This is a genomic window from Erwinia sp. 9145 (assembly GCF_000745075.1).
GTDB classification, from domain to species: Bacteria; Pseudomonadota; Gammaproteobacteria; order Enterobacterales; family Enterobacteriaceae; genus Erwinia; species Erwinia oleae.
Window position 1 is genome coordinate 647,163 of record NZ_JQNE01000001.1, and the last position, 12,260, is coordinate 659,422.

Annotated in this window: 10 protein-coding genes; all 10 read left to right on the plus strand. The window is 55.4% G+C overall.

Going from position 1 to position 12,260, the window contains the following annotated elements:
* Nucleotides 1–48 precede the first annotated feature (48 nt).
* The 10 genes from bamA (at nt 49) to FA91_RS03180 (ending at nt 12,260) form a co-directional block, all read left to right on the plus strand.
* Nucleotides 49–2,454 carry an outer membrane protein assembly factor BamA gene (bamA, locus tag FA91_RS03135; protein ID WP_034912463.1) on the plus strand — a complete coding sequence of 802 codons (2,406 nt, stop codon included), beginning with the start codon at nt 49–51 and terminating at the stop codon, nt 2,452–2,454.
* A 120-nt stretch (nt 2,455–2,574) separates the two neighbouring features.
* Complete coding sequence (skp, locus tag FA91_RS03140; RefSeq protein ID WP_034918873.1) at nt 2,575–3,072, plus strand: molecular chaperone Skp; 498 nt, start codon at nt 2,575–2,577, stop codon at nt 3,070–3,072.
* A 3-nt stretch (nt 3,073–3,075) separates the two neighbouring features.
* Entirely contained in the window at nt 3,076–4,098 is a 1,023-nt protein-coding gene (gene lpxD, locus FA91_RS03145) for a UDP-3-O-(3-hydroxymyristoyl)glucosamine N-acyltransferase (RefSeq protein ID WP_034912466.1), read from the plus strand.
* Between the two features lie 191 nt (nt 4,099–4,289).
* Nucleotides 4,290–4,745 carry a 3-hydroxyacyl-ACP dehydratase FabZ gene (gene fabZ, locus FA91_RS03150; RefSeq protein ID WP_034912469.1) on the plus strand — a complete coding sequence of 152 codons (456 nt, stop codon included), beginning with the start codon at nt 4,290–4,292 and terminating at the stop codon, nt 4,743–4,745.
* Nucleotides 4,746–4,748: 3 nt separating this feature from the next.
* The gene (gene lpxA, locus FA91_RS03155) at nt 4,749–5,537 is read left to right on the plus strand and encodes an acyl-ACP--UDP-N-acetylglucosamine O-acyltransferase (RefSeq protein ID WP_034912471.1); all 789 of its coding nucleotides are present in this window, start codon (nt 4,749–4,751) and stop codon (nt 5,535–5,537) included.
* A gap of 3 nt (nt 5,538–5,540) precedes the next feature.
* Entirely contained in the window at nt 5,541–6,719 is a 1,179-nt protein-coding gene (gene lpxB / locus FA91_RS03160; RefSeq protein WP_051936975.1) for a lipid-A-disaccharide synthase, read from the plus strand.
* Nucleotides 6,716–7,342 (plus strand): ribonuclease HII, encoded by a 627-nt coding sequence (rnhB, locus tag FA91_RS03165; RefSeq protein WP_034912472.1) that lies wholly within the window; start codon nt 6,716–6,718, stop codon nt 7,340–7,342. The genes lpxB and rnhB overlap by 4 nt, the downstream gene beginning before the upstream one ends.
* An 11-nt stretch (nt 7,343–7,353) precedes the next feature.
* Nucleotides 7,354–10,836: a DNA polymerase III subunit alpha gene (dnaE, locus tag FA91_RS03170; RefSeq protein ID WP_034912475.1), complete on the plus strand. Its 3,483-nt coding sequence runs from the start codon at nt 7,354–7,356 to the stop codon at nt 10,834–10,836.
* Between the two features lie 12 nt (nt 10,837–10,848).
* Nucleotides 10,849–11,808: an acetyl-CoA carboxylase carboxyl transferase subunit alpha gene (gene accA / locus FA91_RS03175; RefSeq protein WP_034912476.1), complete on the plus strand. Its 960-nt coding sequence runs from the start codon at nt 10,849–10,851 to the stop codon at nt 11,806–11,808.
* 266 nt (nt 11,809–12,074) lie between these two features.
* Complete coding sequence (locus FA91_RS03180) at nt 12,075–12,260, plus strand: YegP family protein (protein WP_034912477.1); 186 nt, start codon at nt 12,075–12,077, stop codon at nt 12,258–12,260.

Genomic DNA, 12,260 nt, shown 5'->3' on the forward strand with positions numbered 1-12,260 from the left:
TTCGGGCAACTGAATGTGGGAACCAGTTAGGAAGAATGCATAACAACGATGGCGATGAAAAAGTTGCTCATAGCGTCGCTGCTGTTTAGCAGCGCTACCGTATACGCGGCAGACGGCTTCGTGGTGAAGGATATTCATTTCGAAGGCCTTCAACGAGTCGCCGTCGGTGCGGCATTACTGAGTATGCCCGTACGCGTCGGCGATTCCGTCTCCGACGACGACATCAGTAATACTATTCGCGCCCTTTTTGCTACCGGAAACTTTGAAGACGTTCAGGTTTTACGCGATGGCGATACGCTGATTGTTCAGGTGAAGGAGCGTCCAACGATTGCCAGCATCACCTTCTCCGGCAATAAAGCGGTGAAGGACGACATGCTCAAGCAAAACCTTGAGGCTTCTGGCGTGCGCGTGGGCGAAGCCCTCGACCGCACCACCATCACCTCAATCGAGAAAGGGCTGGAAGATTTCTACTATAGCGTCGGTAAATACAGCGCCAACGTCAAAGCGGTGGTCACACCGCTGCCACGTAACCGTGTGGATCTGAAACTGGTCTTCACCGAAGGCGTTTCCGCGAAAATTCAGCAGATCAACGTTGTTGGCAACAAAGACTTCAGCTCTGAAGAGCTGATTTCCCGCTTCCAGTTGCGCGATGAAGTGCCGTGGTGGAACGTGGTCGGCGACCGTAAGTATCAGAAGCAAAAGCTGGCTGGCGATCTCGAAACGCTGCGCAGCTTCTATCTCGATCGCGGCTATGCGCGTTTCAATATTGATTCCACGCAGGTCAGCCTGACGCCGGATAAAAAAGGCATCTATATCACCATCAACATCAACGAAGGCGATCAGTACAAGCTTTCAGGCGTGGTGGTGAATGGCAGCATGGCGGGCCACTCCGCTGAAGTAGAAGCGCTGACTAAAATCAAGCCTGGCGAACTGTACAACGGCGCGAAAGTGACGCGTATGGAAGACGACATCAAAAAGATGCTCGGCCGCTATGGCTATGCCTATCCGCGCGTGGCAACGCAGCCTGAAATCAACGATGCGGATAAAACCGTTAAGCTTCACGTCAACGTTGACGCGGGCAATCGTTACTACGTGCGTAAAGTACGCTTTGAAGGTAACGATACGTCAAAAGATTCCGTTCTGCGCCGCGAGATGCGCCAGATGGAAGGCGCGTGGCTGGGCAGCGATCTGGTCGAGCAGGGCAAAGAGCGCCTGAATCGTACCGGCTATTTTGAAACGGTTGATACCGATACGCAGCGCGTATCAGGCTCGCCGGATCAGGTTGATGTGGTTTACAAAGTGAAAGAGCGCAATACCGGCACCTTTAACTTTGGCGTTGGTTACGGTACGGAAAGCGGCGTCAGCTTCCAGGTTGGCGTCACGCAGGATAACTGGCTGGGCACCGGGAACACCGTTGGCATCAGCGGAACCAAAAACGACTACCAGACCTACGCTGAATTCTCACTGACCGATCCCTATTTTACCGTGGACGGCGTGAGCCTCGGTGGCCGCGTCTTCTATAACGACTTTGAAGCCGATGACGCCGATCTTTCCGACTACACCAACAAAAGTTACGGTGCGGACGGCACGCTTGGCTTCCCGGTTAACGAAAACAACACGCTTCGCGTTGGCCTGGGCTACGTACATAACTCATTGTCCAACATGCAGCCGCAGGTGGCGATGTTCCGTTATCTGCGCTCGGTGGGTCAGAACCCGGATCTCAGCGGTCGCGAGTCCTATTCTGCCGATGACTTCACCTTTAACTACGGCTGGACGTACAACAATCTCGACCGCGGGTTCTTCCCAACTTCGGGTAACCGTACCAACCTGAATGGCAAGGTGACCATTCCGGGCTCCGACAACGCCTTCTATAAAGCGACGCTGGATACGCAGCAGTACCTGCCGCTGAATCAGGATCGCACCTGGGTGCTGTTGGGACGTGGTCGCGTAGGCTACGGCGACGGACTGGATGGTAAAGAAATGCCGTTCTACGAGAACTTTTACGCGGGTGGTTCAAGCACCGTGCGCGGCTTCCGTTCCAATACCATCGGGCCGAAAGCGGCTTACTACAATGACAATTCGTCTACCTGCTCGGGCACGAATACGCTTTGTAGCTCTAACGATGCCGTGGGCGGTAACGCGATGGCAACAGCCAGCGCTGAGCTGATCACCCCAACGCCGTTCCTGAGTGAGAAGTATGCCAATTCGGTGCGCACCTCGCTGTTTGTGGATGGCGGTACGGCGTGGGATACGAAATGGGAAAATACCGCGGAGACGCGCGCAGCAGGCATTCCTGACTACAGCGATCCGGGCAATATCCGCCTGTCGGCGGGTCTGGCGCTACAGTGGATGTCGCCGCTGGGGCCGCTGGTCTTCTCGTATGCCCAACCGTTCAAAAAGTATGATGGAGACAAGGCTGAACAGTTCCAGTTTAACATTGGTAAAACCTGGTAACGCAGCCGATATGGAAATCATTTAAGAGTGTATCGCGCCGTTCACAGGCAGCTTGTGAAGAGCTGCCTTAACGCGCAGACCTGTGTCGAAGACACAAACGTTGATGGTAAGGAGTTTATAGTGAAAAAGTTGTTGTGTGCCGCAGGCCTCTCTATCGCCCTGGCGACTTCCGCAGGTGTACAGGCTGCTGATAAGATTGCAGTGGTGAACGTTTCCAGCATTTTCCAACAGTTACCGGCGCGTGCGACAGTTGCGAAACAGCTTGAGAATGAGTTCAAAGGCCGTGCTACCGAGCTTCAGGGTATGGAACGCGATCTGCAAACTAAAATGCAGCGTTTGCAGCGTGACGGCTCAACCATGAAGGCCAGCGAACGCAGCCGCATGGAAAAAGACGTCATGACCCAGCGTGAAGCCTTCTCCAGCAAAGCGCAGGCTTTCGAGCAGGATAATCGCCGTCGTCAGGCGGAAGAGCGTAATAAAATTCTGAGCCGTATTCAGGACGCCGTGCAGAAAGTGGCTGACGACGATGGCTACGATGTGGTGATTGATGCCAATGCTGTTGCTTATGCAGGTAAATCCAAAGACATCACCGCTGATGTTCTGAAACAGGTTAAATAATCAATGTCTTCAATTCGACTGGCTGATTTAGCCCAGCAGTTGGATGCAGAATTGCACGGAGATGGCGAGCTCGTCATCTCTGGCATTGCTTCTATGCAATCCGCCCAATCCGGTCAAATCACCTTTCTTTCCAACAGCCGCTATCGTGAACAGCTTGCCCACTGCAACGCGTCCGCCGTGGTGTTGACGCAGGCCGATCGCGACTGCTTTAACGGCGCGGCGCTGGTGGTTAACGATCCCTATCTGACCTATGCCCGCATGGCGCAAATACTGGATACCACGCCGCAGCCGGCGCATAATATCGCGTCCAGCGCGGTCATTGATGCCTCAGCCACGCTGGGAAGCGGCGTTTGCGTGGGTGCCAACGCGGTCATCGAGTCCGGTGTTGAACTGGGTGACAACGTGATCATCGGCGCAGGCTGTTTTATTGGAAAAAATGCGCGTATCGGTGCAGGTTCTCGTTTATGGGCGAACGTCTCGGTTTATCATGAAGTGCAAATTGGCAAGGCGTGCCTGATTCAGTCGGGAACGGTAATCGGCGCAGATGGTTTTGGTTACGCTAACGATCGCGGCAACTGGGTGAAAATTCCTCAGTTGGGTACGGTCATTATTGGCGATCGTGTAGAGATCGGTGCCTGTACCACTATCGATCGCGGCGCGCTTGATAACACTCAGATCGGGAATGGTGTTATCATTGATAACCAGTGCCAGATTGCACATAACGTTGTGATTGGCGACAATACCGCTGTTGCTGGCGGCGTGATCATGGCGGGCAGTTTAAAAATTGGCCGTTACTGCATGATTGGCGGCGCAAGCGTGATAAACGGCCACATGGAAATTTGTGACAAAGTTACCGTTACCGGAATGGGAATGGTCATGCGACCAATTACCGAACCAGGAGTATACTCCTCCGGCATTCCGCTACAGCCCAACAAAACCTGGCGCAAAACGGCAGCGCTGGTAATGAATATCGATGAAATAAGCAAGCGCTTAAAAAACGTCGAGCGCAAAGTCAATCAGGACTAAGCATTCTCAACCAGTCTGAAGCCAGCTTTCGCAGTTCGAACGATCGGCACCAGTGATACCGCTCGAACGGATAAAAACGGAATGCTGAGCCCGATGCACGGATACTGATTCGCGGCCTGCGAGGGATTTTAAGAACCTTGCAGGCCGTCTTATTGATGCCATCAGATTATTTTTAGGACAGGAAGAGTATTTTGACTACTGAAACTCATACTCTGAAGATTGAAGAGATTATTGAACTGCTGCCGCACCGCTATCCGTTTCTGCTGGTCGACCGCGTACTTGAATTCGAACCACATAAGTATTTACGCGCGGTGAAGAACGTATCGGTTAACGAACCGTTTTTCCAGGGACACTTCCCTGGTAAACCGATTTTGCCAGGCGTGCTGATTTTAGAAGCCATGGCGCAGGCAACGGGAATTCTTGCGTTCAAAAGCGTAGGCAAACTTGAGCCTGGCGAACTGTACTATTTCGCCGGTATCGATGAAGCGCGCTTCAAGCGTCCGGTCGTGCCGGGCGATCAGATGATCATGGAAGTCACCTTCGAGAAAACTCGCCGTGGGTTGACCCGCTTTAAAGGCGTGGCGACCGTTGACGGCAAAATTGTCTGCGAAGCAACGATGATGTGTGCCCGCAGCCGGGAGGCGTAATCCGTGATTGATGAATCCGCTGTTATCCATCCTTCGTCCGTGATTGAAGAGGGCGCCGTTATTGGCGCTCGCGTTCAGATTGGCCCATTTTGCTACATCGGCGCCCATGTCGACATCGGCGAAGGCACCGTCCTGAAATCGCATGTGGTTGTTAACGGCCATACGAAAATCGGCAAAGACAACACTGTTTATCAGTTTGCCACCATTGGCGAGGCGAATCAGGATCTGAAATACGCCGGTGAACCTACCCGCGTGGAGATTGGCGATCGAAACAGCATCCGCGAAAGCGTCACCATTCACCGCGGCACCGTTCAGGCTGACAGCCTGACCAAAGTCGGCAGCGACAACCTGCTCATGGTTAACGCGCACATTGCCCACGACTGCATCATTGGCGACCACTGCATACTTGCCAACAATGCCACGCTGGGCGGCCATGTCACGGTGGATGACTATGCCATTATCGGCGGCATGACGGCGGTTCATCAATTCTGCATCATTGGCGCACATGTGATGGTGGGCGGCTGTTCCGGCGTCGCGCAGGACGTGCCGCCATTTGTCATCGCGCAGGGTAACCACGCCACGCCGTTCGGCATCAACCTTGTAGGGCTGCAACGCCGCGGCTTCAGCAAAGAAGCGCTGCATGCCATTCGCAACGCCTATAAAATTCTGTACCGCAGCGGGAAAACGCTGGATGAAGCGAAACCTGAAATCGCTGAAATCGCGCGTGAACACGCTGAAGTGCAGCCGTTTTATGACTTCTTCACCCGCTCGACCCGAGGTTTGATTCGTTAAGTTATGCCATTGTCATCGGATAGCTATCCCGCCCGGCCAGGCGGGCGCGCCTTAACGATTGCCCTTGTCGCCGGAGAAACCTCCGGCGATATTCTTGGTGCCGGTCTGATCCGGGCATTAAGAGAAAAGCATCCCGACACGCGTTTTGTCGGCGTTGCCGGCCCGCTGATGCAGGCTGAAGGCTGCGAGGCGTGGTATGAGATGGAAGAGCTGGCGGTTATGGGCATTGTCGAAGTGGTTGGACGTCTGCGCCGCCTGCTGGCAATCCGCAGCGATCTTACCCGCCGTTTCAGCGAGCTGAAGCCGGACGTGTTTGTGGGCATTGATGCCCCAGATTTTAATATCACGCTGGAAGGGCGCCTCAAACAGCGCGGCATTCGTACTATTCACTATGTCAGTCCGTCGGTCTGGGCCTGGCGTCAGAAGCGCGTTTTCAAAATTGGTCGTGCCACCGATATGGTGCTGGCGTTCCTGCCTTTTGAAAAAGCGTTTTACGACCGTTTTAACGTTCCCTGCCGCTTTATTGGTCACACCATGGCCGATACAATGCCGATTGAGCCTGATAAAAAAGCGGCACGTCGCGAACTGGGGATTGCGGAAGAGAAACGCTGCCTGGCGCTGCTGCCGGGCAGCCGAAGCGCGGAAGTCGAGATGCTCAGCGGCGATTTTCTGAAAACGGCGATGCTGCTGCGACAAAGGTGGCCGGAGCTGGAAATTGTGGTGCCGCTGGTGAATCCGCGGCGACGGGAGCAGTTCGAGAAGATTAAAGCCGAAGTGGCGCCGGATCTGCCCGTGCATCTGCTGGATGGCAATGCCCGCGCCGCCATGATCGCCAGCGACGCCGCGCTGCTGGCATCAGGCACCGCCGCACTGGAGTGCATGCTGGCGAAGTGTCCGATGGTGGTGGGTTACCGCATGAAGCCTTTCACCTTCTGGCTGGCTAAGCGCCTGGTGAAGACCGACTATGTTTCGCTGCCCAATCTGCTGGCAGGGCGCGAGTTGGTGAAGGAGCTGTTGCAGGATGAGTGCCGTCCGGAACTGCTCGCCGCCGCGCTTGAGCCGCTGATGGCGGAAGGCGAAACCCGCCGCCAACTGCTGGCAACCTTCACGGAATTGCATCATCAAATTCGCTGGAACGCCGATGAACAGGCGGCGGCAGCGGTACTGGAGCTGTGCCCATGAATCCGTTTGTTTACCCCGTCGCCGCCTGCATTGCAGGCGTTGACGAAGTCGGTCGCGGCCCGCTGGTGGGCGCAGTGGTGACCGCGGCGGTGATCCTCGATCCGCGTCGTCCCATTGTGGGCCTGGCGGATTCCAAAAAATTGTCGGAAAAGCGTCGCCTGGCGTTGTACGATGAAATACAGGAAAAGGCACTAAGCTGGAGCCTGGGACGCGCGGAGCCGGAAGAGATCGACAACCTGAATATCCTGCACGCCACGATGCTGGCGATGCAGCGCGCCGTGGCCGGGCTTGCGATTACGCCGGACTTCGTGCTGATTGACGGCAATCGCTGCCCGGCGCTGCCGATGCCGTCGCAGGCGGTGGTTAAAGGCGACAGTCTGGTGGCGGAAATCAGCGCCGCATCGATTATGGCAAAGGTCACGCGTGACAGAGAGATGGCGGAGCTGGATCTTCTGTTCCCCGAATATGGCTTTGCGCAGCACAAAGGTTATCCGACGGCGCTGCATCTGGAAAAACTGATCCATCACGGCGCCACGCCGCACCATCGCCGCAGTTTTGCGCCGGTGCGCAACGCGTTGCTGGATGCTGAGGTTGCCGCCGCCGTACGTACAGTTCAGACTTAAGCGGAAAAAAAATGGCCGAACCTCGTTTTATTCATTTACGCGTACACAGTGACTACTCCATGGTTGATGGCCTGGCGAAAACTGGCCCGCTGGTGAAAAAAGCGGCGGCGCTTGAGATGCCGGCCATCGCCATTACCGACTACACCAATCTTTGTGGCCTGGTGAAGTTTTACGGCACGGCGCACGGGCAGGGCATCAAACCGATTATCGGCGCCGACTTCAAAGTTGCCAGTGAGGCGATGGGCGATGAGCTTTCGCAGTTGACGGTGCTGGCGGCCAACAACACCGGCTATCAAAATCTCACGCTGCTGATCTCGCGCGCCTACCTGCGTGGCTATGGTGGTGCGGGCCCGGTCATCGATCGCGACTGGCTTGTCGAGCTGTCGGAAGGATTGATTCTGCTCTCCGGCGGGCGCTGCGGCGACGTTGGCAAAATGCTGTTACGCGGCAATCAGACCATGGTGGCCGAATGCCTGGCCTTCTACCAGCAGCACTTCCCTGATCGTTACTACCTTGAACTGGTGCGCACCGGCCGCGCCGACGAAGAAACCTGGGTGCATGCCGCCGTTGAACTGGCGCTGGCCCAGGGCGTGCCGGTGGTGGCAACCAACGAAGTTTGCTTCCTTGAGGCGGATGATTTCGACGCGCACGAAATACGAGTGGCGATCCACGACGGCTTCACGCTGGACGATCCCAAACGCCCGCGCAATTACAGCCCGCAGCAGTACATGCGCAGCGTTGACGAAATGTGCGAGCTGTTTTCGGACATCCCGGAAGCGCTGCAAAACAGCGTGGAGATCGCCCGTCGCTGCAACGTGACCATCCGCCTCGGCGAGTACTTCCTGCCGCAGTTCCCTACCGGTGATATGACCACCGAAGATTTTCTGGTGGTGAAATCGCGTGAAGGCCTGGAAGAGCGCCTGGCGTTTCTCTTTCCCGATCCCGCTGAACGCGCGGAAAAACGGCCCGCCTATGACGAGCGTCTTGAAGTCGAACTTAACGTTATCAACCAGATGGGATTCCCTGGCTACTTTCTGATCGTGATGGAGTTTATCCAGTGGTCGAAGGATAACGACGTGCCGGTGGGGCCGGGACGCGGTTCCGGCGCGGGTTCGCTGGTCGCTTATGCATTGAAAATCACCGATCTCGATCCGCTGGAATTTGACCTGCTGTTCGAACGCTTCCTCAACCCTGAGCGCGTCTCCATGCCCGACTTTGACGTCGACTTCTGCATGGAAAAACGCGACCTGGTGATTGAGCACGTCGCCGAGATGTACGGTCGTAAGGCGGTTTCGCAGATTATCACCTTCGGCACCATGGCGGCGAAAGCGGTTATTCGTGACGTGGGGCGCGTGCTGGGGCATCCGTACGGTTTTGTCGATCGTATTTCAAAGCTGGTGCCGCCCGATCCCGGCATGACGCTGGAGAAAGCGTTTGCCGCCGAACCGCAGCTACCGGAAGTTTACGAAGCGGATGAAGAAGTTAAAGCGCTAATCGATATGGCGCGCAAGCTGGAAGGCGTGACGCGAAACGCCGGGAAGCACGCGGGCGGCGTGGTGATTGCGCCGACGCAGATCACCGATTTCGCACCGCTCTACTGTGATGAAAACGGCAACCATCCGGTTACCCAGTTCGACAAAAACGACGTGGAATACGCCGGGCTGGTGAAGTTTGACTTCCTCGGCCTGCGCACGTTAACCATCATCGACTGGGCGCTGGAGATGATCAACGCCCGGCGTAAAAAACAGGGCGAGCCGCCGATAGATATCGCCGCCATTCCGCTGGTAGATAAAAAAAGCTTCGACATGCTGCAACGCTCGGAAACCACTGCGGTGTTTCAGCTTGAATCGCGCGGCATGAAGGATCTGATTAAGCGACTGAAGCCGGACTGCTTCGAAGACATGATCGCGCTGGTGGCGCTGTTCCGCCCCGGCCCGCTTCAGTCAGGCATGGTGGACAACTTTATCGACCGTAAACACGGACGTGAAGCGATCTCCTATCCGGATATTCAATGGCAGCATGAGTCGCTGAAACCGGTGTTGGAACCGACCTACGGCATTATCCTGTATCAGGAACAGGTGATGCAGATTGCGCAGGTGCTGGCCGGCTACAGCCTGGGCGGCGCCGACATGCTGCGCCGCGCCATGGGCAAGAAAAACCCTGTTGAAATGGCCAAACAGCGCGGCGGTTTTGAAGAGGGCGCCAAATCGCGCGGCATTGACGGCGAACTGGCGGTTAAAATCTTCGATCTGGTGGAAAAGTTCGCCGGATATGGCTTCAACAAATCGCACTCGGCGGCCTACGCGCTGGTTTCTTATCAGACGCTGTGGCTGAAAGCGCATTATCCCGCCGAATTTATGGCGGCAGTGATGACCGCCGATATGGATAACACCGAAAAAGTGGTCGGGCTGGTTGATGAGTGCTGGCGAATGGGTCTGAAGGTGCTGCCGCCGGACATCAACTCCGGCCTCTACCAGTTCCACGTCAATGATGACGGCGAAATCGTCTACGGCATCGGCGCCATAAAAGGCGTTGGTGAGGGGCCGATTGAAGCAATCATTGAAGCACGTAATAAAGATGGCTACTTTCGCGAGCTGTTTGATCTTTGCGCGCGCACCGATACAAAAAAACTCAACCGCCGCGTGCTGGAAAAGCTTATTATGTCCGGCGCTTTCGACCGGCTGGGGCCGCATCGCGCCGCGTTGATGAGCGCGCTGGGCGATGCGCTGAAGGCGGCCGATCAGCATGCGAAAGCCGAGGCCATCGGCCAGGCTGACATGTTCGGCGTGCTGGCGGACGAACCGGAGCAGATCGAGCAGTCTTACGCAGACGTCACGCCGTGGCCGGAACAGGTCAGGCTGGATGGCGAGCGAGAGACGCTGGGTCTTTATCTCACCGGCCACCCGATCAATCAGTATCTGAAAGAAATAGAGCGTTACGTTGGCGGTATGCGTCTGAAGGACATGCATCCGACTGAACGAGGCAAAACCACGATGGCCGTTGGTCTGGTGGTCGCGGCCCGCGTAATGGTGACAAAACGCGGTAATCGCATTGGCATCTGCACGCTGGACGATCGTTCTGGTCGGCTGGAAGTGATGTTGTTTACCGACGCGCTTGACAGGTTCCAGCATCTGCTGGAGAAAGATCGTATTCTGATTGTCAGCGGACAGGTCAGCTTTGATGATTTCAACGGCGGCCTTAAAATGACCGCCCGCGATGTGATGGACATTGATGAAGCCCGCGAAAAATATGCACGCGGACTTGCTATCTCGCTGACAGACAGGCAAATTGATGACCAGCTTTTGAACCGTCTCCGTCAATCCCTGGAGCCCCATCGTTCGGGAACGATTCCGGTACATCTCTATTACCAGAGAGAGGATGCGCGGGCGAAACTGCGCTTTGGCGCAGCGTGGCGCGTGTCGCCCAGCGATCGTTTACTTAACGATCTGCGATCGCTAATCGGATCAGAGCAGGTGGAACTGGAGTTTGACTAAAACAGGATTATTATGAGTCTTAATTACCTGGATTTTGAACAGCCAATCGCAGAGCTTGAGGCGAAAATTGATTCACTCAAATCGGTTGGCCGTCAGGATGAAAAACTGGATATCAATCTGGACGAAGAAGTACAGCGTCTGCGTGAGAAAAGCGTAGAGCTGACGCGTAAGATCTTCGCCGATTTAGGTGCCTGGCAAATTGCGCAGCTGGCGCGCCATCCTTTGCGTCCTTATACGCTGGACTACGTCCGCAATGTCTTTACCGATTTTGACGAGCTGGCAGGCGATCGCGCCTACGCAGATGATAAAGCCATTGTTGGCGGCATCGCCCGTCTGGACGATCGTCCGGTGATGATCATTGGTCATCAGAAAGGCCGCGAAACCAAAGAAAAAATTCGCCGTAACTTCGGCATGCCTGCGCCGGAAGGCTATCGCAAAGCGCTGCGCCTGATGGAAATGGCCGAGCGTTTTAATATGCCGATTGTGACCTTTATTGACACACCGGGCGCTTATCCGGGCGTCGGCGCCGAAGAGCGCGGGCAAAGCGAGGCGATTGCCCGCAACCTGCGCGAAATGTCTGGCCTGAAAGTGCCGGTTATCTGCACCGTTATCGGTGAGGGGGGTTCCGGCGGCGCGCTGGCGATTGGCGTGGGTGATAAGGTGAATATGTTGCAGTACAGCACCTACTCGGTGATTTCGCCGGAAGGTTGCGCCTCAATTCTGTGGAAGAGCGCGGACAAAGCCCCGCTGGCCGCCGAAGCGATGGGCATCATCGCCTCCCGCCTGAAAGAGCTGAAGTTGATCGACACGGTGATCCCTGAGCCGTTGGGCGGCGCGCACCGGAATCCGGTGGCTATTGGCGCTTCCCTGAAGGCGCAGCTGCTGGAAGATCTGGCCGAGCTGGACGGACTCAGCAAGGAAGAGCTGCTGGATCGTCGCTATCAGCGCCTGATGAATTACGGTTACGCCTGAATATATTCCTTCCCTTCGCATATGCAGCGGCGAAAACCGCTGCATTCTCCGATCTGAATCCCCTCCTCCTGAATAGTTAATTTACATTAAACCTTATTACGTGGTCATTTTGGGTAACCCGTTAATATTTAGTTAAAGCGTGGCGCAATATGAAGCGTAAACTGTGTGACAGGTCAGATTTATTAATGTTTTAGCTTGATTGCTCACGCATTAATGTATTCTATTACGCCATCGCGCAGGAGCGTGTTAATTACACAGGAGGTTATATGGGTTATTACGAATTAAGAAAATCGAAGAAGGATACATCTCAGCCCTGGTATTTTGTGCTGATTGCGGGTAACCATGAAATTATCGCTACCAGCGAAATGTACGCCAGTAAACAGGGCGCTCAGCGCGGGATTGAATCCGTCCGTCAAAACGCCCCCACCTTCGCTGTCAACGATAAGACCTGA

Coding starts and splice junctions, on each gene's coding strand:
- accA (WP_034912476.1), top strand. CDS start 10,849: ATGAGTCTTAATTACCTGGATTTTGAACAGCCAATCGCAGAGCTTGAG.
- rnhB (WP_034912472.1), top strand. CDS start 6,716: ATGAATCCGTTTGTTTACCCCGTCGCCGCCTGCATTGCAGGCGTTGAC.
- dnaE (WP_034912475.1), top strand. CDS start 7,354: ATGGCCGAACCTCGTTTTATTCATTTACGCGTACACAGTGACTACTCC.
- lpxB (WP_051936975.1), top strand. CDS start 5,541: ATGCCATTGTCATCGGATAGCTATCCCGCCCGGCCAGGCGGGCGCGCC.
- bamA (WP_034912463.1), top strand. CDS start 49: ATGGCGATGAAAAAGTTGCTCATAGCGTCGCTGCTGTTTAGCAGCGCT.
- FA91_RS03180 (WP_034912477.1), top strand. CDS start 12,075: ATGGGTTATTACGAATTAAGAAAATCGAAGAAGGATACATCTCAGCCC.
- lpxD (WP_034912466.1), top strand. CDS start 3,076: ATGTCTTCAATTCGACTGGCTGATTTAGCCCAGCAGTTGGATGCAGAA.